Annotated in this window: 11 protein-coding genes and 1 pseudogene; 9 read left to right on the plus strand and 3 right to left on the minus strand. The window is 70.2% G+C overall.

What is annotated here, in order from left to right; genetic code table 11:
• The first annotated feature begins 41 nt into the window (after nt 1–41).
• The 9 genes from ACZ54P_RS17635 (at nt 42) to ACZ54P_RS17675 (ending at nt 9754) form a co-directional block, all read left to right on the plus strand.
• Nucleotides 42–1355, plus strand: coding sequence for a tryptophan 2,3-dioxygenase (locus tag ACZ54P_RS17635; RefSeq protein WP_465462581.1), 1314 nt, complete (start codon nt 42–44; stop codon nt 1353–1355).
• Nucleotides 1339–2352 carry a methyltransferase gene (locus ACZ54P_RS17640; protein WP_465462582.1) on the plus strand — a complete coding sequence of 338 codons (1014 nt, stop codon included), beginning with the start codon at nt 1339–1341 and terminating at the stop codon, nt 2350–2352. The genes ACZ54P_RS17635 and ACZ54P_RS17640 overlap by 17 nt, the downstream gene beginning before the upstream one ends.
• A complete protein-coding gene (trpD, locus tag ACZ54P_RS17645; protein ID WP_465462583.1) occupies nt 2349–3401 on the plus strand; it encodes an anthranilate phosphoribosyltransferase in 1053 nt (350 codons plus the stop codon). The genes ACZ54P_RS17640 and trpD overlap by 4 nt, the downstream gene beginning before the upstream one ends.
• 77 nt (nt 3402–3478) lie before the next feature.
• On the plus strand, nt 3479–4195 hold the full coding sequence (locus tag ACZ54P_RS17650; protein WP_465462584.1) for an alpha-hydroxy-acid oxidizing protein: 717 nt from the start codon (nt 3479–3481) through the stop codon (nt 4193–4195).
• Nucleotides 4183–4971, plus strand: a complete 789-nt coding sequence (locus tag ACZ54P_RS17655) for a tryptophan synthase subunit alpha (protein WP_465462585.1) — start codon at nt 4183–4185, stop codon at nt 4969–4971. Before ACZ54P_RS17650 ends, ACZ54P_RS17655 begins: the two co-directional genes overlap by 13 nt.
• Entirely contained in the window at nt 4971–6716 is a 1746-nt protein-coding gene (locus ACZ54P_RS17660) for an FAD-dependent monooxygenase (protein WP_465462586.1), read from the plus strand. Before ACZ54P_RS17655 ends, ACZ54P_RS17660 begins: the two co-directional genes overlap by 1 nt.
• Nucleotides 6713–8020 (plus strand): phenylacetate--CoA ligase family protein, encoded by a 1308-nt coding sequence (locus ACZ54P_RS17665; protein ID WP_465462587.1) that lies wholly within the window; start codon nt 6713–6715, stop codon nt 8018–8020. The genes ACZ54P_RS17660 and ACZ54P_RS17665 overlap by 4 nt, the downstream gene beginning before the upstream one ends.
• Nucleotides 8001–8243, plus strand: a complete 243-nt coding sequence (locus tag ACZ54P_RS17670; protein WP_465462588.1) for a DUF6052 family protein — start codon at nt 8001–8003, stop codon at nt 8241–8243. The genes ACZ54P_RS17665 and ACZ54P_RS17670 overlap by 20 nt, the downstream gene beginning before the upstream one ends.
• Nucleotides 8234–9754, plus strand: coding sequence for a benzoate-CoA ligase family protein (locus tag ACZ54P_RS17675; RefSeq protein ID WP_465462589.1), 1521 nt, complete (start codon nt 8234–8236; stop codon nt 9752–9754). The genes ACZ54P_RS17670 and ACZ54P_RS17675 overlap by 10 nt, the downstream gene beginning before the upstream one ends.
• Before the next feature lie 378 nt (nt 9755–10132).
• On the opposite strand, the gene ACZ54P_RS17680 is transcribed toward ACZ54P_RS17675, so the two are convergent.
• The 3 genes and pseudogenes from ACZ54P_RS17680 to ACZ54P_RS17690 all read right to left on the minus strand — a co-directional run bounded on the left by ACZ54P_RS17680 (nt 10133) and on the right by ACZ54P_RS17690 (nt 21913).
• On the minus strand, nt 10133–14050 hold the full coding sequence (locus ACZ54P_RS17680) for a type I polyketide synthase (protein WP_465462590.1): 3918 nt from the start codon (nt 14048–14050) through the stop codon (nt 10133–10135).
• Nucleotides 14051–14094: 44 nt separating this feature from the next.
• A pseudogene (locus tag ACZ54P_RS17685) lies at nt 14095–20592 on the minus strand (SDR family NAD(P)-dependent oxidoreductase); the annotation flags it as partial.
• A 43-nt stretch (nt 20593–20635) separates the two neighbouring features.
• Complete coding sequence (locus ACZ54P_RS17690) at nt 20636–21913, minus strand: cytochrome P450 (protein WP_465462591.1); 1278 nt, start codon at nt 21911–21913, stop codon at nt 20636–20638.
• Nucleotides 21914–22291 lie beyond the last annotated feature (378 nt).

The following is a 22291-nucleotide window of genomic DNA, read 5'->3' on the forward strand; positions in this document are numbered from 1 at the left end:
AAACCCGGCCATCGATTCCTGATCTGATGAGGGAAAGCACTATGACACCGCAGAAGGACACCCTGGCCGCGACGGGGGCCGTCCCCACGACGACCGGGGTCGGACGACTCAGCCTCCGAGCGGTCGGCGCGGGCTCCTGGAGACGCTCTCCACGGCTCGCCGTCGAACAGCTCGACCGGTGGTTCGAGCGGCTCCTTTCCGGAGCGGCGACCGGGGAGACGGCGCGATTCCCCTACGACGCCGTACTCGGGCATTTTCAGGCGGTCGGCCGCAATCAGGTCGATCCGGTCCTGATCGAGAAGCTCCGGGACCTCGCCGGAGCGCTCCCGCCGCCGCGCACGATCCACGACCGGATTCTGGCCGGCTGGCTGCCCGGGACCTTCGACCACGAAGACGGGAACTACGATTCCTACGCCGCGATCCCACTCTTGGAAGAGGTCGCCGAAGCGGACGGACCGGACCGGGTCGACGCCGGGCTGGACGGCCTGATCGTCGCGCTGCTGGCCGATCTCCTGCGGTTCGAGGCGACCTCGCTGCGGGCGAATCCGAACGCGAGCAAGCAGTGGGCCCGTACGCAGGCGGTCTTCCGCGCGCTCGTCCGGGCCGGGGAGATCGCGCCGCTGGCGAGCGCTCTCCTGAAGCCGGTGTCCACGGACGGAAGCGCACCGGGAGACCAGGAGATCGCGGTCGCGGATTCGACCCTCGCGCGGATCGAGGAGCCGGTCCGGCACGCGGTGCGGATCGCGATGCTGCCGACCACGAGCAGACACGACGAGGTCATGTTCATCCGCAGCGTGCAGGCCTTCGAACTGCTTTACCGCCGGGTCGCGCGCGGTCTCGGCCGGGCAGTGTCCGCTGTGGACGGTGGACGGCCGTCGGCCGCGATCGACGAGCTCACCGGCGCGGCGGACAAGATCACCGCGACCACGATGCTCTACCGCGTGCTGACGACCATGCCGCAGGACAGTTTCGCGGAAATCCGTGCGAACACAAGTGGCCGCAGCGCGATCCAGTCGAGGGCGTATCGCGAAGTCGAACTGCGCAGCGCGCCGATCCGGCCCAATCCGCAGGCACCACCGCTCTCCGTGGAAGGCCTCTCGCTGCAAGAGGTCTTCACCGCCCTGCCCGCCGGCTCCGGGTCCACCGCGCTGGCCGGTGCGATGCGGAAGCTCGACGACGCGTGGCGCGGGATGAAGAGAACCCATTGGGGTATCACGCTGAAGATCATCGGCCGGGTGCCCGGAACCGGCGGCACCGCCGGCGCGGACTACCTGCGGGTGGCGGCCGACCAGCCGCTGTTTCCGGTACTCCATCCCGAGCACGGCGAACAGCAGGGAGGTGCCCGCATTGCTTGACAACGACGATTTTCTCGACAACGACCAGGCGAACAGCTTGCTGCGGCGGAAGATCATGGGTTACGTCGTTTCGCAGGCGATCTTCGCGGTGACCAAGGCGGACATCATCGAGCGGCTCGGCGACGACGCGCTCCCGGTGGAGGTCATCGCGGCGAAGGCGGGAGTCGAGCAAGACGCGCTCACCCGCTTCCTCAGGGTTTTGGTGGCCGAAGGGCTGTTCACCGAGGAGCCGAGAGGTACCTTCGCCGTCACCGAACTCGGTTCGCTGCTGCGCGAGGACACCCCCGGGTCGCTGAGGCATTTGGCGACGCTGATGGACGACGAGGCCTACTTGGCCTGGTCCGCGGCGGGGCACAGCCTGCGCACCGGCGAAGCGGGCTTCGACGAGGTGTTCGGCAAGCCGATGTTCGACTGGCACGGCGAGCATCCGGCCGCGGCCGCGGCGTTCGACCGGGCGCAGGCGGGGCTGGTCACCTTGCGGATGCTGCCACTCCACGAATGGGACTGGCGCGGCGCCGGGAGCGTGGTCGACGTCGGAGGCGGCAACGGCACCCTCGTCGACGAGCTGCTCGCCCGCCATCCGCATCTGCACGGCACGGTTTTCGACCAGCCGCACGTCGTCGGGCCGCCGTCGGCGTCCGGCCGCCGCGAGGTGGTCGGCGGGGACTTCTTCGACCGTGTCCCGCCGGGCGGGGACGTGTACGTGCTCGCGCAGATCCTGCACGACTGGGACGACACCGACGCGACCCGGATCCTGCGCCGGGTGGCGGAGGCCATGACACCCGGTTCGAGGCTGCTGATCCTGGAACAGGTCGTACCCGACGGCACCGAACCCCATCCGGCGAAACTGCTGGATCTGCACATGCTCGTCCTGCTCGGTGGCCGGGAACGGACCGAGACGCACTGGCGGGAACTGCTCGGCGGCGCGGGGTTCGAAATCACCCGGATCACCGGTTCGTCCCGTTCTTCGCTGATCGAGGCCAGGGTGGCGCGATGACGACGGCCGAACGGGATTTCGCCACGCTCACCCAGCGGCTGCTCGACGGCGTCGATCTGTCCACTTCGGACGCCGCGTGGGTGATCGACGCGGTGATGGCGGGCGACGTCACTCCGGTGCGCCTGGCCGGTTTCGCCGTGGCGCTGCGCGCGAAGGGCGAAACGGCGGCCGAGGTCGCGGCGCTGGCGGAGCGGACCGTGTCCCACGCGCCACCGGTGCGCCTGAGCCGTTCCGCGGTGGACATCGTCGGTACCGGCGGCGACGGTTCCCGTTCGGTGAACATCTCCACCATGGCGGCGATCGTCGTCGCCGCGACCGGCGCGGACGTGGCCAAGGTCGGCAACCGGAGCGCTTCTTCCTCCTCCGGGTCGGCGGACGTGCTGGAGGCGCTGGGCGTCGTCGTCGATCTGCCGCCCGAAGGGGTGGAACGGTGCCTCGCCGAACTGGGCATCGGATTCTGCTTCGGCCCGGCGTTCTATCCCGGCCTCCGGCATATCGGCCCGGCACGCCGCGAACTAGCCGTTCCGACCACCTTCAACCTGCTCGGCCCGCTGTCGAATCCGGCGCGACCGGAGGCCGCGCTCGTCGGTTGTGCCTTCGCCACCCAGACGAAGACCCTCGCGGAGGCGTTCGCGCGGCGCGGGACGCGGGCGCTGGTCGTCCGCGGCGACGACGGGCTCGACGAAGTCACCACGGCGACGACGAGCGCGGTCTGGGTCGTGTCCGGCGGAACCGTGCGCCGGGACGAGTTCGATCCGCGCTCGGTGGGGATCCCGCTTTCCGCGCCCGGCGCGCTGCGTGGCGGCGGCCCGGCGGAGAACGCGGCCATCACCCTGGAAACGTTGGGAGGCAAGCTAAGTCCCGTCCGGGACGCGGTGCTGCTCAACGCGGCCGCGGCGTTGGCCGCCCACCACGGTTTCGGCGATTCGCTGAGCACCGACATCCGCCATTGGCTGCCCGTCGCGGAACACGCGATCGATTCGGGCGCGGCGGAATCCCTGCTGCGCGGCTGGGCGAAACTTTCCACCACCATCGCCGCCCCGCACTGAATCCGGCAACGAGCGAGAAGCCCGCGCGGCACGACGATGCGACGATTTCCGAGTGGCTCATGATCAGGAGGGATCAGGTGAACGGTCGGAGTTTGCAAGAGGTTCTCGACAACGCGCGGCTGGACGGCCGGGCCGCGTTGATGGCCGACGTCAAGTTCATCTCGCCCCGCGACGGGCTGTTGCTGCGCCCTGAGGACCTGGAGGGCTACCTGGCCGAACTGATCACCGGAGGGGTCGAGGCGCTGTCGACACCGACCGACCCGGTGTACTTCGGCGGCGGGATCGAACTCGCCGAGCGTATTCGCGCCCTTTGCCCGCTTCCGTTGATGCGCAAGGAATTCTTCAACTCCATCGAGCAGGTGGACGAATCGGCGGACGCCGGTTTCGACGCGGTGCAGCTTTCGGTCAACACCGTCGTCGAGCCCGGCCTGCTGGAGCGGATGATCGAACGATCGGAACGCCTCGGCTTGGAGGTGGTCGTCGGGGCACACCAGCCCGAGCATGTGGCGCGGGCACTGGAACTCGGCGCGAAGACCATCGCCGTGAACAACCGGGACATCGTCGCGCTGGAACTCGACACCGGCACGGTGAGCCGGACCGAAGCACTGCTTTCGGCGATCCCGCCGGAGGTCCGGGTCATTTCCGAGAGCGCGTTCCACACCCCCGAGGACGTCGCGCGGGCCGTCGCCGCCGGCGCGGACGCCGTGCTCGTGGGCACGGCACTGGCGAAGAGCCCCGACCCCGCCGCACTCGCGAAGCGGCTGCGAGCCGGAACCGTCCGATGCCTCACCTAGGCGACCGGCTCGGCGAAAGCCGGGCACGAGGCGAGGCGCTGTTGGTGGTCTACCTGACCGTCGGCGACCCGATCGCGCCGACCGGACGGCTCGCCGAGGCCTTGGTGGAAGCGGGCGCCGACGTCCTGGAACTCGGGATCCCCACCGAAGGCACGCGACCACGCGGAACCGAGGTGGCGCGCTCGTTCGAGCGGGTGCGCGGCCTCCCGCCCGGTCGCTCGTGGGAGATCGTCGAGGAACTGCGTACGGCACTGCCGGACACCCCGCTGCTGCCGTTGGTGTATCCGGCCACGGTCGCCGATCTCGGCATGCGGTCGCTGCTGGCCGACGCGGTGGCGGCGGGCACCGACGGCCTCGTGCTGACCGATCCGTCGAATTCGCCCAGCGTCGGTCAGGTCCTCGACCGCGGACTCAGCGCGGTTCCCCTGATCACTTCCTCGACCGAGCCCGGGCGCGCCGTCCGGCTGGAGGCCGAAGCCGACGTGCTGACCTACCGCTCCCTCGCCGCCCGCACCGGCGACCCACTCACCCACGCCGAAGCGGGACGGATCACCGAAGCCGCCGCCGACGGCGCGAAGAAACCTTTTCTCGCCGGATTCGGCCTTCGTGACGAGGGCGGCATCCGCGCGGTGTCCAGACACGCGGCAGGCGTGGTCATCGGGAGCGAGCTCTACCGGGTGCTCGGCGCGGGCGGTGCGCGGCTCGACCGCGTACGCGACGCGGTCACCCGGTGGAAAGCGGCGACCGTCCGGACGAGCACCGAATCGAGGGCGTGATGCGAGTCGACATCATCGGGGCGGGGCCGGGCGGGCTCTTCCTCTCCACACTGCTCAAACGCGGCGGGATCGCGGACGAAGTGCATGTCTTCGAACGCAACGCCGAAGACGCTTCGGCGGGCTGGGGACTCGTGTTCCCCGACGGCGCGCTGGCCGAACTGGGCGCGATCGCGCCGGACCTCCACGAGGAGATCGTCTCGGCCGGAACCACCTGGACCCCCGTCGAGATCCGGTACCGCGGCACGGTCCGCCGGGTCGAAGGCAACCGGTTCCACGGCATTCCCCGGAATCAGGTGCAGACGGTGCTGCGCCGGGACGCCAGGCGGCTCGGGGTGGAACTCCACTTCGGACACGAAACGAAGTCCCTCGCCGAACACGACGCCGCCGATCTCGTCGTCGGCGCGGACGGTGTCGGCTCGGTGGTCCGTACCGAACTCGCCCATACCTTCCGGCCCGCCTTCACGCCGTCGAAGTTCCACTTCGGCTGGTTCGGCGTCGAACTCCCGCTGCCCTACTTCACCTACGCCTTCGCCGAGACGGAATGGGGCCTCTTCCAAGGCTATTTCTATCCCTCCGGCCAGGGCTGGTGTTCGCTGATCCTCTACGTCTCGGACGACGCTTGGCGGCGGTCCGGGCTGGCGGAAATGAGCTTGGAGGAATCACTCCGGTTCTGCGAAGCCGTGTTCGCGGAACACCTGAACGGCAAGCCGATCCTGCCGCGCGGCTCGGAATGGTCGCGGTTCCGGCTCCTCGAATGCGAAAACTGGCACACCGAAGACGTCGTACTGATCGGCGACGCCGCGCACACCGCGCACTGGTCCATCGGCTCCGGCACCCGGCTGGCGCTGGAAGACGCCATCGCGCTCGCCGGTGAGCTACAGGCACAGCCCGGCCGGATCTCCGAAGCGCTCGCGATGTACGAGAAGACCCGGCGGCCCAGGGTCGAGCAGTTCCAGCAGGCTTCCCTCCGTTCGGAACGCCACTTCGACCACGCGCACCGCTATCTCGGTTTCGAGCCGATCCAGTTCGCCTACCAGTTGCTCGCCAGGTCATGGCGGATCTCCCACGACGACATCCTCGCGCTGGACCCGGAGTTCGCGAACGAGTTCACCCGATGGTTCCACGCGCGCGCCACCACACGGCCGCTGCCACCGGCGTCGTCGCCCGCGCGCACGCCACTGAGCCTGGGGCCGCTGGAACTCGCGAACCGGATCGTGACGACGACCGGCGAGCCGGGCGCCGGGCTGGTCCTCGTCGACGGGACCGACGGCATCCCGCCCGCCCCGGTGAGTCCGGTCCCGCCGGCCGTCCGGCTCGCCGCGGCGGACGCCGGACTGGCCGAAACCGCGGCGGAACTAGGCTATCGGTTGCTGGTCCTCGACCTGGGTGACCGGCTCACCGCGACCGTGCCGCCCGCCTCCACGTGGGCCCGAGCACGGGCTTCGCTACCGGTCGTGGCCGCGTTCGGCCTGGACGAGTGGACCTACTCCGGGGACGGGCTGGACGCGGCGATCGCATTGGCCGGTTCGCTCAAGGAGTCCGGTGTGGACGGTCTGCTGCTCGCCGCCGCGGACCGGGACCCGCTCTCGGCGGGCAGGGTCGTCCAGGTCGCCGACCTGATCCGCAACACCGCCGAAATCGTGGTGATCGCCGACGACGGGCTGACGACGATCGACGAGGCCGACACCACGGTCGCGTCCGGTCGCGCCGACCTGTGCGTCCTGCACACAGAGGAGACGGAATGAGTACTCCGGAGGCCGCGTTCTGGCAACCCGCGACCGAAACCATGCCGCGGGACCGGCTGGCCGGCTGGCAATGGGTGAAGCTGCGGAAGGCGCTGGAGCACGCACGGGTCAACTCGAAATTCTGGGCGACACGCATCCCGGACGGCATCGAGTCGCTCGCCGACTTCCGGCAACGGGTCCCGTTGCTGTACAAGAAGGACCTGGTGGCGGCGGAGGCCGTCGACCCGCCGTTCGGCATCCTGCCGTCCACCGATCCCGTGGCCGGTGTCCGGTTCCACCAGACCAGTGGCACCAGCGGGAACACGCCGCTGCGCACCTTCGACACCGCACGGGACTGGGCGTGGGGTGTCGACATGTGGTGCGCCGCCCTGCACGCCGCCGGGGTGCGCCCCGGCCAGAAAGGGTGTGTGGCCTTCGGATACGGCCTCTTCATGGGGTTCTGGGGGATGCAGGACGCGCTGTCCAGGATGGGCTGCACCATCGTGCCCACCGGCTCGATGGACTCCGCCACCCGTGTCCGGCTGATCGTCGACCAGGGCATCGAAGTACTCGGCTCCACGCCCACCTACGCGATGAGGCTGCTGGAAACCGCCGAAGCGATGGGAATCGACCTGGCGACCGAAAGCAGGCTCCGGATCATCGTGACCGGCGCCGAACCGCGATCCGCCGCCACGACCCGGACGCTGACCGACGGATTCGGCGCGAAGGTGTTCGACTTCGCCGGGATGACCGAACTCGGCACGGTCTTCATGTTCGAATGCCCGTCCCGGCCCGGCGCCTGCCACCTCATCGAATCCGGCGTCATCGAGGAGGTGCTCGATCCCGACACGAAGCTCCCGGTCGGCTACGGCGAACGCGGCGTCCGGGTCATGACCGGCCTCGGCAGGGAAGGGATCCAGGTCTTCCGGTACTGGACGGACGATGTCGTGGTGAAGCGGCCGTGGCACGAATGCCCGTGCGGGCGCACCTGGGACTTCTACGACGGCGGCATCCTCGGCCGCAGCGACGACATGCGCAAGATCCGCGGCATCTCGGTGACCCCGGTGCTGGTCGAGGACGTGGTCCGCGGCTTCGGCGAGGTGGCGGAATTCCAGACCGTGCTCCGCACGGACGGTGGCCTCGACAAGATGGTGCTCCGGATCGAACCCCGCCCCGGCGCCGACACCGGCGCGCTCGCCACCGGCGTCCGCGACGCGGTCAAACGGCTGATCGGGCTGCAACCGGAAGTCCAGCTCGCCGCGCAGGGCGAGCTTCCCCGATTCGAGGCGAAGGCGGCGAGGTTCCATGACGAACGCGACCGGTGAACTCAGTGCCGAACACCGGCACGCGCTGATCGACACCTACCTGACCCTGCACGAACTCGCCACCGGCTGCGCCGTCCCGTCGGTGCGGGCCGCGGCCAGAGCGGCGGTCGCCGAAGTCCACGCCGCGCTCGACGGGCAGGCGATCGACTTCGAGTTCTATTCGCACCGCTGGGTACCCGCTGACCCACCCGTGACCGAGGGAGTACCGAAACGATGTCCCTGAACGGCTCCGACCAGAGCTTCAACGTCGCCGAACGCTTCCTCGACGGACGCGACGGGCACCGGACGGCTCTGCTCACCCACGACGGCACGACGACCTACGACGAGCTCCGTGCACAGGTGAACCGGGCGGGCAACGCCTTGCGCGCGCTCGGGGTCGGCCGGGGCGACCGGGTCCTGCTGTCCCTGCGCGACGGCGTCGAATACGTCGCGACCTGGTTCGCGGTACAACGGATCGGGGCCATCACCGTCGAGGTGTACAGCTTCCTCGGCCGCGACGACTACCGGTACTACCTCGACTACCTGAAACCGAAGGCGATCGTCGCCGACGTCGGCACGGCACCGGAACTCCGCGCGGCCGGCGCACGGGAGATCGTCGTGGTCGGCGCCGCTCCGGACGAGCTCGCGCCGGGGGAACACCGCTTCGAAACGCTCGTTTCGGAGCTGCCAGCGACGCTGGAGGCCGTGCACGTCGACGGCGACGACGAGGCGATCTGGAAACTCACCAGCGGTAGCACGGGGAAACCGAAGGCGTGCCGGCTGACCGCGCGCAGCCCGTGGCTGAGCTTCCAGTGGTACGCGCGATCGACGCTCGGGATCGATCAGGACGACGTCGTCCTGCCGGTGCCCAAGCTGTTCTTCGGCTACGCGAGGGACATGGTGGCGCTCTTCCCGCTCGGGGTCGGCGGAACCGGCATCCTCTTCCCGGAACGGTCCACCGCGGACACGCTCTTCGACCTCGTCGAACGGCATCGGCCGACGATCCTGGTCAACGTGCCCACGATGATGAAGGCGATGGTCGAGCATCCCGACGCCGCCGACAAGGACCTGAGCAGCCTGCGGTTCGTCACCTCGGCCGGCGAACACCTGCCGCCCGATCTGCACCGGCGCTGGCTGGACACCTTCGGGGTCGAAGTCATCGACGGCATCGGCTCCTCGGAGGCCTACCACGGCTACATCACCAACCGGCCGGGCGAATCCAGGATCGGCACCCTCGGCAAGGTCGTGCCCGGCTACCACGCGCGGGTCGTCGACGAGGGCGGGAACGAGGTGCCGGACGGCGAGACCGGCGTGCTGGAGGTGTCGGGCGAGCCGGTGGCGCTCGGCTATTACCGGTCGCCGGAAAAGTCGGCCGCCACCTTCCCCGCCGAACACACCGTCCGGTCGGGCGACCTGTTCACCCGCGACGCCGACGGGTACTTCCACTACCGTGGCCGCGCCGACGACCTGCTCAAGGTCGGCGGGGTGTGGGTGGCGCCGGTCGAGATCGAGAACTGTCTCGCGACGCATCCCGCGGTCAAAGCGTGCGCCGTCGTCGGCTATCAGGACGGCGGCCTGACCCGCAGCCGTGCTTATGTCGTCCTGTCCGGCCCTGTCGAAGCGACCGAACTGCGGGACTACGTGCGCGCCCGGCTGGCCCCGTACAAGTACCCGCGCGACATCCGTTTCGTCGACGCCCTTCCCGTGACGCCCTCGGGGAAGGTCGACCGGGGCAGGCTTCGCGACGCCGCCTGAGCCTGGCCGAGGCGAGGGCGGCAGGCTCGACGACGGAGGATCGGGGACGTTGAGTGTCCCCGATCCTCCGTCGATCAACGTCAGGTCGGCCACGACTTCGCAGGCTCCGAGCGGCGCCCGTTTCAGGTGATTCGCGCCGTAGCGGCGTCGGCTCGCGCGGCGGTCACTGCCCCCAATGTGGCATTGGGGACACTGACGTCTTCAATGCCACATTGGGGGCATCCCCGGCTCCCGATTCCCCGCTCACACCGCCACGGTGACCAGCCTCGACGAGGTGGTGCGCGGAACCGCGCATGGAGGTATCGACCGGACATCCAGTCGTCAGGATGTGTCCCTTGTGGACACTGACGACACAGGAGCCGGCGCCCCGGCAAGGGTTCAGTTCCCGAAGCGCTCCGTCAGCCAGTCGTTCAGCGCGGTGGCGGCATGCTCCGCGTGCTGGGTCAGCAGGGTGTAGTGGTTGCCGGGCAGGTCGACGGTCCGCGCGCAGAGCGCGGTCGGGAACTGTTCGTCCGCGGTGAACGACGGCAGGCCCGGCAGGGCTTCCGAGGCCCGCAGGTGCAGGGTCGGCGTCTGGATCGGGACCGGCTCCCAGGTGTCGAACAACGTGACGTACCGGCCCATCGCGCCGAGCTGGCTCGCCATCGAACCCGTTTTCCCGCCACCGAAGAGTTCCTGCCGTCCGGCCTGCTCCTGCATGAACCGCCCGCGCACCTCGTTCCGGTCCGAAGCGGGCAGGTAGATGTCCACGAGCACGACGGCGTCGGCCGGGCGGCCTTGTGCCTCGAGGTACTCGGCGAAGGCGCGGGCGACCCAGCCGCCGGCGGAGTAGCCGACCAGCACCAGCTCTCCGGTGCCCACGTGCTCGTCGAGCGCGCGGCGCTGTGCCGCGAACAGGCTGGGCAGGTCGGGCGGCAGTGGCTGGCCGTCGGTGAATCCCGGCGGCCACATCGTCCACATGTCGCGTGGCCGTGGCATCGCGGGGGCGATGAACGAGTACGCGGCGTCGGTGATCGGCGAAACCGGCGGTATCGCGCACACCAGCGCGGGACCGCCCGAACCGACGGCCAGCCGCGAGACCGCCACCAGCGCGGCCGCGTCCGTCTCGTCGTCGAACGAGGCCCGCAGCAGCCCGGCCATCCTGGCCAGGCCCATCGCGTCGTGCGGTCGTCCCTGCTCGACACCACCCAGGTACAAGGAAACCAGACTGTCCGAATCGGACTCTTCCGCCGGCGCCCCGCCGGATCCGCTTTCGGGGACCTCGTCCGTCAAGAACTCCGCCAGCTCCTCGACCGTCGGATAGTTGAGCACATCGGTCAGCTGGAGGTCGACGCCGGTCGCGGCGGCGATCCGGTTGCGCAGTTCGACGGCGGTGAGCGATTCGAAGCCGAGGTCGCGGAAGGTGTCGTCCAGCGGGACCTCGCGGCCACGCGGGTATTTCAGCACCGCGGCGACGTGGCCGCGGACCAGCCGGACCAGACGGCGGCGCCGTTCGTCCGGCGGCAGCGCGGCCAGTCCGGCGTCCGGTTCGGTGCCGGCTTCCGCCACCGCTGTGCCGTCCCCGAACTCGGGCATGACCGGTTCGAGCCAGTACCGGTCACGGTGGAACCGGTAGGGCGGAAGATCCACCCGTCGCGCCCCGCTGCCTTCGAAAACGACCTGCCAGTCGACGTCGACCCCGGCGACATGGGCTTCGGCGAGCGCGCGCAGGAAGCGATCGAGGCCGCCTTCGCCGCGGTGCAGTGTCCCGAGCACGGAGCCCGTCTCGGCGCCCGCGTCGAGGGTCTCGCGCAAGGCGCCGCCGAGCACCGGATGCGGGCTCACTTCGAGCAGCACCCGGTGACCGTCGCGCAGCAGGGTGCCGGTCACCTCGTCGAACCGGACCGTTTCCCGCAGGCTGCGGTACCAGTAGGCGGCGTCCAGCGGTTCGTCTTCGACCCACCGGCCGGTCCGGCCGGATACGAACGGCAGCACCGGACCGGTCGGCGTCAGCGGTGCCAGCTCGTGCAGGATCCTGTCCCTGATCTGTTCGACGTGGGCCGAATGCGACGCGTAGTCGACCGGGACGCGACGCGCCCGCAAGTCCCGCTCCTCGCACTCGGCGAGCAGTCCCGTCAACGCGGCGGGGGTACCGGAGACCACTGTGGACAGTGCCCCGTTGACCGCGGCGACGGTGAGCTCGCCTGGCTTGCCGTCGATGAGTTCCGCCGTCGCCTCGGCGCCGAGGGCGATCGAGACCATCCCGCCGGTGCCCGACAACGCCGTCAGCGCGCGACTGCGCAGCGCGGCCACCCGCATGGCGTCGGAAAGGCTCAAGGCACCGGCGATCCACGCCGCCGGGATCTCGCCCTGCGAATGCCCGGCGACGGCGGTCGGTTCGACGCCGTGGTGCCGCCACAGCCGGGCGAGGGAGATCATCACGGCCGCCAGCACCGGCTGGACGACGTCGACGCGCTCGATCGAAGGCGCTCCTTCGGCCTGTCGCAGCACATCGACGAGAGACCAGTCGACGAACGGGGTCAGTGCCTTCTCGCACTCGACGACCTGTTCGGCGAACACCGGCGAAGCGGCCAGCAACTCCACCGCCATTCCCTGCCACTGCGCGCCCTGCCCTGGGCAGACGAACGCCACCCCGGTGTCCGGGATCGCGGTGCCTTCGACCACGAAGGGCGACGGTTCACCGGTGGCGAGCGCGGAAAGGCCGTCGACGAGTTCCTCGCGAGTCGCACCGAGTACCACGGCACGGTGCCGGTGATGGGTCCGCGTGGTGGCGAGCGAATACGCGACGTCGGCCGGGTCGGCGTCGCCGAGTTCGTCGAGCAGTTTCTGCGCCTGCGCCGACACCCCGGCGGCCGTGGCGGCGGAAACCGCCCACAGCAGCAGCGGCGGCGGAGTGCCGTCTTCGGCGGCGGCGGGGGTCTCGCCCTGTTCGAGAATGAGATGCGCGTTCGTGCCGCTCATCCCGAACGACGAGATCGCGGCCCGGCGGGGGCGGCCGGTTTCCGGCCAGGGCACGGTTTCGGTCGTCAGCGCGATCCCGCCGCCGTCCCAGTCGACGTGCGGGGTCGGCCGATCTAGATGAGGCAGCGGTGGCACGAGACCGTGGCGCATGGCCATCAGCATCTTGAGTACCCCGGCGATCCCGGCGGCGGCCTGGGTGTGCCCGAGGTTCGCCTTGGCCGCGCCGACGAGCACCGGTTCGGCGCGGTCCCGTCCGTAGGTGGCTTGCAGCGCCTGCGCCTCGATCGGGTCGCCCAGTTTCGTGCCGGTGCCGTGCGCTTCGACCACGTCGATGTCCTGTGTGGACAGTTCGGCGTCGGCGAGCGCGTCGGTGATGACCCGCTGCTGGGCCCGCCCGCTCGGCGCGGTGAGCCCGTTGGACGCCCCGTCCTGGTTGATCGCGGACCCCTTGAGCACGGCGAGCACCCGGTGCCCGAGTCGCCGGGCGTCGGAAAGCCTTTCCAGGACGACGATCCCCGCGCCCTCGGCCCAGGCGGTGCCGTCCGCCGCGGCGGCGAAGGGTTTGCACCGGCCGTCCGGCGCGAGACCACGCTGCTGCGAGAACTCGATGAACCGGATCGGGCTCGGGATGAGGGTAGCGCCACCGGCCAGCGCGAGGTCGCATTCACCGTTCCGCAGCGACTGGGCGGCCAGATGCATCGCGACGAGTGAGGACGAGCAGGCGGTGTCGAGGGTGATCGCCGGTCCCTCGAAGCCGAAGAGGTACGACACCCGTCCGGAGGCGACGCTGGCCGCGTTGGCGATCGACACCTGCCCGACCAGCTCGACCGGTACTTCCTCCACCCGGGAGGCGTAGTCTCCGCCGACCAGCCCGGTGAACACGCCGGTCCGGCTGCCGCGGAGCCGGGCCGGATCGACCCCGGCGGACTCGAGCGCGTGCCAGGAGACCTCCAGCAGCAACCGGTGCTGCGGGTCCATCACCAGGGCTTCGCGCGGTGAGACGCCGAAGAATCCCGCGTCGAACTCGGTCGCCGATTCGATGAACCCGCCGTGGCGGACATAGGACTTCCCCGGCGCTTCGGGGTCGGGATCGTAGATCTCGGCCAGGTTCCACCCGCGATCGGCGGGGAACTCCGAGATCACGTCGCGTCCTTGGGCCAAGACCTCCCACAGCTGTTCGACCGACTCGACACCGCCGGGGAACCGGCAGCCCGCGCCCACGATCACCACCGGATCGGCGGTCTCGTTTTCGAGGCGGTTCAACCGTTTCCTGGTTTCGTACAGTTCGGCCGTCACCCGCTTGAAGTACTCGACGAGCTTCGGGTCATCGGACATGGCTTGCCCCCAACGGATTCGTCGTCGTCACTGGCACGGCTGGTTCACGCACGGCCGAACTCCCGGTCGACGAAGTCGTACAGCTCGTCGACGGAGGCGGACCGCAGGGTGTCTTCCGTGTCGCCGTGGTGCTCGTCGTCCAGCACGGTCAGCAGGGCACGCACCCTGGCGCCCAGCGTCGCGCGCAGTTCGGTGTCCTCGTCCAGCCCGGAAACCGTGCGTTCGAGCGCGGCCAGCTGAGCCAGCGCCGGCGAAGGCGCCGGAGCGGCGGGAGCACCGGAATCGGTGATCTCCGTGCCGAGGTACCCGGCCAGCGCGTTCGCCGTCGGATGGTCGAAGACCAGCGTCGGCGGCAGTCTGAGGCCCGTGGCGGCGGTGAGGCGGTTGCGGAGTTCGACCGAGGTCAGCGAGTCGAAACCCAGTTCGCGGAAGGGGGTTTCGGTGGGCACTTCATCGCCTGACGCGTAACCGAGGACGGCCGCCAGATGCCCACGCACGAGGGACAGCAACTGCCGTTCCCGCTGGGCCTCCGGCAGGGAGCCCAGCCTCCGCATGAGCGCCTCGGGTGCCTCGGCGGGGGTCTCCTGCTGACGACCGGCCGCCACCCGCCGGGTGGCGCCGCGGACGACGTCACGCAGCAACGGCGGGATACCGTCGCCCAATCCGGCGATGGTGGCGAGGTCAAGACCGAGCGGCGCGACCAGCGCCCGGTCGGAGCCTCGCGCCGCGTCCCAGAGGGCGAGCCCCTGCGCCACGGACAGCCCGCGGACACCCGTCCGCCCCATCCGCGCCCAGTCCGCCGCGCTGAGCCCGCCCGCCATCCCGCCGCCGTCGGCGTGGTCGTCCCCCGGTGCCCAGAGTCCCCAGGCGAGCGAGGTGCCGGGCAGCCCGGCGTCCCGCCGCCACCGCATCAAGGCGTCGGCGAACGAGTTCGCGGCGGCGTACGCGCCCTGCCCCGCGGCCCCGAAGATGCCCGCCGCGGAGGAGAAACAGACGAACGCGGCGAGGTCACTGTCCTTGGTGAGTTCGTGCAGGTGCCAGGTTCCGTCGAGTTTCGGCCGCAGGGTGGCGTCGAGCTGCTCTTCGGTCAGCGCGGCGACGACGCCGTCCGCGAGCGTCCCCGCCGCGTGCACGATCGCGGTGAGCGGATGTTCCGGTGGCACGGAGGCCAGCGCGGCTTCGACATCGGCGCGGTCGGCGACGTCACCCTTGACGACGGTGACCTCCGCGCCGAAACCGGACAGCTTCGCGACCAGGTCGTCGACACCGGGGGTGTCGTTCCCCCGGCGGCTGAGCAACATCAGGTGCCGTGCGCCCTGGCGCGCGAGGTGCCCGGCGATCAAGCCGCCGAGCCAGCCGGTGCCGCCGGTGACCAGGATCGTGCCGTCGGGGTCGGGTTCGCGCGGCACGGTGAGGACGACCTTGCCGATGTGCTTCGCCTGACTGACGTGCCGGAGGGCCTGTCCCGCCCGCCTGAGGTCGTAGGCGCGGCGCGGTGGCGTGGTGAGCGCGCCGCGGCCGAACAGTTCCGAAACCTCGGTCAGCATCTCCCGGACCCGGTCTTCGCCCGCGGAGGCGACCAGGTCGTACGCGTGATAGTCGACGCCGGGGTGGGCCGCGGCCACCGCTTCCGGGTCGCGGACGTCGGCCTTGCCGATCTCCAGGAACCGTCCACCCGGGCCCAGCAGGCGCAGCGAAGCTTCCAGGAACTCACCGGTCAGCGAATTCAGCACCACGTCGACCCCTCGGCCGCCGGTCGTCTCCTGGAACCGGGTTTCGAACTCGACCGTGCGCGAGGAGGCGATGTGCGCGTCGTCCAGCCCGAGCCCCCGCAACGTGTCCCACTTGCCCTCACTGGCGGTGGCGAACACCTCGGCGCCCAGGTGCTTCGCGAGCTGGATCGCGGCGATGCCGACACCGCCCGCGCCCGAATGGATCAGCACGGACTCCCCCTGCCGGAGGCGGGCGAGATCGGTGAGGCCGTAGTACGCGGTGAGAAACGTGATCGGCACGGAAGCCGCGACCTCGTACGACCAGTCCGTGGGGATCGGCGCGAGCAGCCGATGGTCGGTGACCGCCACCGGGCCCATGGCGCCGGTGAACACGCCGAACACGGGGTCGCCGACGCGGAGATCGGTCACGTCGTCGCCCGTTTCCAGGGCCACCCCGGCGGCTTCCGCGCCCGGCACGGCCTTCCCCGGGTACATGCCGAGTGCGACCAGGACGTCGCGGAAGTTGACCCCCGCGGCCCGGATCCCGACCCGGACGTCGCGCGGCGCCAACGGTCCGAGTACCTCGGGGCAGGGCACGAGCGCGAGATTGTCGAGCGTGCCGGGCCCGGTGCTGTCGAGGCGCCAAGCCGGTTCCGCCGGGACCGGGAGCAACCCGTCCGCGGCGACCGGGTGCAGCCGCGGGATCAGTGCCGTCCCGGCCCGTACGGCGATCTGCGGTTCACCGGTCGCCAGCGCGGCGGGGATCGCCTCGGCCACCGGTCCGTCGGTGTCGAGCAGCACGATCCGGCCCGGGTTCTCCGCTTGGGCCGACCGCGCCACGCCCCAGATCCCGGCGACCGTCAGGTCGATCCGGTCCTCGGCGACCGCGGCGACGGCTCCCCGGGTCGAAAGCACCAGTTTCACCGAGGCGAACCGCTCCGCCGCCAACCAGACGCGCAGCAGTCCGGCGACCTCCGTCAACGCTTCCCGCGCCGACGAGATGATCGTGCCGTCCTTTGTGGACAGAGGGACGACGACGGCTTCCGGGACCGGCTCACCGTCGTCGGCCGCGGCGATCAGCGCGGCGAGCCCGGCCGGACCGGAATCGAGCAGCACGTACCCGCTCCCGCCGGTCGCGGCCGGGACTCGGGCGGGGACCCAGTCGAGTCCGTACAAGGAATCGTCCACGTCCGGGGCACCGAGTGCCGACCGTTCGGCGACCGGCCGCCACGCGAGGTTGTCCACCGACGCCACCAACGCGCCGGTGGCGTCGGCGAGGGTCAGTGCCACATGCCCGTCGGCGCCGGTGACCCGGACCCGGAGCGCCGACGCGCCCGCGGCGTGCAGGGTCAGCCCCGACCAGGCGAAGGGCATGCTGCCGGAGCCCTGGTTGATCGAATCGAGGAACGGGCCGAGCCCGACGGCCTGGAGCGCCGCGTCCAGCAGGGCCGGATGCAGGCCGTAGCCGTCGGTCAGCGCCGGGTCCCCTGGCAGTTCGATCTCGGCGAACAGTTCGGCGCCACCGTCGGTGCCGGTGCGCAGCCACACCTTGCGAAGACCGCGGAACACCCCTTCGTAACCGAACGCCAGCACGACTTCCGGGTCGTCGTAGTAGCCGCCGTCGAACGGGAGCTGTTCCGCACCCGGTGGCGGCCATTCGGTCAGCTCGTCCCCCGGTGGCGTGGTCCGGCCACCCAGCAGCCCGGCGGCGTGGGAACGCCAGCCGCCGACGTCGGCACCGTCCGGCCGGGAGAACACCCGGACCGGACGGCTACCCGAGTCCAGCGGCGCGCCGACCAGCACCTGGATCCGCACCCCGCCTTCGTCCGGCAGGGTCAGCGGGGTCTCCATCGTGAGTTCCTCGATCACGTCGCAGCCGACCTGTTCGCCGGCGGACAGCGCGAGCTCGACGAAGGCGGTGCCCGGCAGGATCACCGTGTCGTGGGCGCGATGGCCCGCCAGCCAGGCCTGCTCCCGCAGCGAGATCCGGCCGGTGAGGGCGACGCCGCCGCCGTCGGCGAGGGTGAGGGTGGCGCCCAGCAGCGGATGCCCCGACGGGAGCAGTCCCGCCGCCCGGACGTCGGCGGTGTCCGGGTCGGGAGCGATCCAATAGCGCTCCCGCTGGAAGGCGTAGGTGGGCAGTTCGGCCGGCGAAGGCGCGAGTGGCGCGAGCACCGCCGTCCAGTCCACTGACACCCCGCGGACGTGCAGCCCGCCCAGCGCGCGCAGGACGCTTTCGGCCTCGTCCCGGTCGGTGCGCACCGCGGGGATCGCCGCCATCGTGGGTTCGCCGTCGGCGGGTGGCGGCACCATCGCGGAAAGGACGGCGGCCGGGCCGAGTTCGAGCAGGGTGGTGATCTTCGCTTCCCGCAGCGTGGCGAGGCCGTCGTGGAACCGGACGGCCGCTCTGGCGTGCTCGGTCCAGTAGCGCGGCGAGCACAGTCGTTCGGAGGTCGCCGGTTCCCCGGTCACGTCGGAAACGATCGGGATCGACGGCGGGTGGTACTCGAGTTCGCCGAGCAGGGCCTCGAACTCGGCGAGCATCGGTTCCATGAGCGGCGAATGGAAGGCGTGGCCGACGCGGAGCCGCTTGGTCCGGCGGCCGCGTTCGGCCCAAAGCCGTTCGAGGTCGGCCAGCGCGTCCTCGTCGCCGGACAGCACAACGGATTCCGCGGTGTTGATCGCGGCGATCGAAACCCGGTGTCCGAGCCCCGCCAGGTCCGCCGACACCTCGGTTTCGGTGGCCTCCACCGAGACCATCGCCCCGCCTTCGGGCAGCGCCTGCATCAGGCGCCCCCTGGCGGCGATCATCCGGCACGCGTCGGGCAGGGACCAGACACCGGCGACGTACGCGGCGGTGATCTCCCCGACCGAATGCCCAAGCAGCTGGTCCGGGCGCACTCCCCACGACTCGACGAGCCGGAACAACGCGACTTCGTAGGCGAACAACGCCGGCTGGGTGAATTCGGTGCGGTACAACAACTCGGCCTCCGCCGAGCCGGGTTCCGCGAACATGACCTCGCGCAGTGGCCGGGACAGGTGCGGATCGAGTTCGTCGCAGACGGCGTCGAGCGCGGCGGCGAACGCGGGGTACTCGGCGGCGAGACGGCGCCCCATCCCCGGTCGCTGCGCGCCCTGGCCGGTGAACAGGACGGCGAGTGAACCGTTGCCTGCCACGTCCTCGACGACGGCGCCGTTCGCGGCACCGTCCGCGTAGGTGTTCAGCGTGGCGACGAAGTCCTCGGCGGTCCTGCCGAACGCGACCGCGCGGTGCCGGAAACCGACCCGCGTGCCGGTGAGCGCGCCCGCGATGCCGTCGGGATCGGCCTGCCCGCCTTCGGCGAAGGTCGCCAGTCGCGCGGCCTGACCGCGCAGCGCCGCCGCGGTCTTGGCGGAGATCACCCACGGCAGGATCGGAAGCGACCCCGACGGTGCCGCACCGAGGTCTTCCTCCGCCGCCGGTTCCTCGATGACCAGGTGGGCGTTGGTACCGCTGATGCCGAACGACGACACGCCGCCTCGTCGCGGTTTCTCCGTGGCCTGCCATGGAACAGCTTCGGTGAGGAGTTCGACGGCGCCCGCCGACCAGTCCACTTTGGACGAGGGAGCGTCGACGTGCAGGGTCTTGGGCAGGACACCGTGCCGCATGGCCATGATCAGTTTGATCGCGCCGGCGACGCCCGCCGCCCCCTGCGTGTGCCCGATGTTCGACTTCAGCGAACCGAGCCGCAGCGGGCGGTCCGACGGCCGGTCCTTGCCGTAGGCCGCGATCAGCGCGTTGGCTTCGATCGGGTCGCCCAAGGTGGTTCCGGTGCCGTGCGCGTCCACCACGTCGACGTCGTGCGCGGACAGCCCGGCGTCGGCGAGCGCGGCCCGGATCACCCGCTGCTGCGCGGGCCCGCTCGGGGCGGAGAGGCCGTTGCTCGTCCCATCCTGGTTCACCGCGGAACCCCGCAGCAGCGCCAGCACCGGACGTCCGGCGCGGCGGGCGTCGGACAGCCGTTCGAGCAGGAGCAGCCCGGCGCCCTCCGCCCAGATCGCGCCGTCGGCCCCGTCGGCGAACGATTTGCACCGGGCGCTCATCGAGGTCACGCCCTGGCCACAGAATTCGGTGAACGTGTCCGGCGTGGCCATCACGGTGATCCCACCGGCCAGCGCCATGCCGCACTCACCCTCACGCAGCGCGCGAATGGCTTCGTGGATCGCGACCAGCGAAGAAGAACAGGCGGTGTCGACGGTCACCGCGGGCCCCTCGAAGCCGAAGCAGTACGAGAGCCGCCCCGAGATCACACTGGAACTGTTGCCGGTGATGCCGTGCGGGGAGTACTCTTTCGAACCTTTCCACACCAGTTCGTAGTCGTTCCCGGTGGAACCGACATAGACACCGGTCCGGCTCCCGCGCAGTTCGTCGGGGTCGATCCCGGCGGATTCCAGCGTCGCCCAAGCGACCTCCAGCAGCACTCGCTGCTGAGGATCCATCACGAGCGCTTCCCTCGGGGATATACCGAAGAATCCAGCGTCGAAGAGCGGCGCGTCGTGCAGGAAGCCACCCTCACGGACGTAAGAGCGGCCGGGTTTCCCCGCGTCCGGATCGTAGAGCTCGTCGAGATCCCAGTAGCGGTCGTCGGGGAACGGCGTGATCGCGTCACCGCCGTCCCGGACGAGATCCCAAAGCCCCGACGGCGAATCGATGCCACCGGGGAGACGGCAGCCCATCCCGACCACGGCGATCGGCTCGCGCCCACGGCCTTCCACCTCGCGAAGCCTGTCCTGGGTACGCCGCAGTTCGGCCGTGACCTTCTTCAGGTACTGACGGGTCTTGTCCTCTGTAGACATCGAAGCTCCAGATTCGGGGTGTTGTCGCCGAAAGCGCTCAGTGCGAGACTTGGACGGTCATCTTCCGCAGACCGCGGACCACCACGTGGCGGCGGTATTCCAGCGAATCCTCGTCGACCCGGAAATCGGTGACGCGTTCGGCGATCGCACGGAAGGCGAGTTCGGCTTCGAGCTTGGTGAGACTGGAGCCGATGCAGAAATGCGGGCCCGCACCGAAGGCCAGTTGCATGCGCTTGGTGGTGCGGGAGATCAGGAACCGGTCCGCCTCCGGGAACTCGGCCTCGTCCCGGTTGGCGGCGGCGAGCAGAAGGATCACCACGGTCCCGGCGTCGACGTCGAGGCCCGCGACCGTGGTGGGGCTCAACGCGACCCTGGCGGTCAACTGGACGGGGGCGTCGTAGCGCAGCACCTCGTCGGCCATCGGCGCGGCCAGTGCCGGGTTCGCCCGCAGCAGCGCCAGCTGATCGCGGTTGCGGTGCAGGGCGAGGATCCCGTTCGAGATGAGGTTCGTGACCGATTCGTGCGCGGCGGCGAACAACGTGACGAGTACGTTCGTCACCTCGTGCCTCGCCAAGGTCTGCCCGCGGTCTTCGGTCTGGATGAGACTGGACACGAGGTCGTCGCCGGGAGCGCGGCGGCGCTTGAAGATCAGGTCGGCGAAGTAGGCGTGCATCGACGCGCACGTGCGGTCGACCACGGCCAGCTCCTCCGGGGAAAGCAGGCCCAGCCGCCGGAACCCGGCGACCAGTGTCGGGAGTTCGGTCGCGAGCGCGAGGTCGTCCGACCACTCCTTGAGCACGTCCACATCGGACATCGGAACGTCGAGCAGTTCGCAGATGATCCGGATGGACAGCAGATTGGCGAACTCGCCGACCGCGTCGAATTCCGCCGCGTCGGCGATTTCCGAAAACAGCTCGTCGACGATGTTCTCGATCCACGGGCGGTAACGTGCGGTGATCCTCGGCGTGAAAGCCTTGGAAATCAGCCGTCGCTGCCTGCCGTGGTCACTCCCGTCCATGAAGAAAATGGAGTCGAGGACCTGTTTCGCGCCACTGTTCGGCACCAAACCGCGCAATCCGGGTGAATCAAGGGTGTCGTTTCCCATCACCGGATTCCGCATCACGTCGAGGCAGCCCGCGTAGTCACCGACGACCACCGTGCCGTCCGGCGTCACGAGCGGGCTCGCCGCCCGCAGCCTGGCCAGGGTCGGATGCGGATCGATCCGCATCGCCGGGTCGAGCAGAACGTGGAGCGGATTCTCCCGCGCCACCCCCGTTCCGCGTTCGTCGAGCGAAGTCGTTCCGACGTCGGTCATCTCAAAGCCCCCGTGGTCGAGTCGATGAACGCCACTCTGCCCGTGATCGCGCCGGGGACGCACCTCCGTCTTTGCTGCGCCGCAATGTGGTCGTGAGAAGAACGACAAGCGTGTCGTGGTTGTGGGCTGGCCTGTTCGTCGGGGTGAGGGGCAGGCCGAAGGCGTAACACGCGTGCTCAGAGACGGAACTCGCGTGCCTGAACCCCGCACTCGGGTGTTACGCCTCCAAGCACGCGAGATACGCCTCCAGGCACGCGAGATTTGGCTCTAAGCACGCGAGTACGGCGCCACGGCACCCAAGCCACCCTCAAGATCGACTTACGCTACCTGGCGCTGGATTCTATTGAGAGGCAAGTAAACGTGGCGTGCTTGAGGGTT

This window comes from Amycolatopsis sp. NPDC034160 (genome assembly GCF_055575355.1).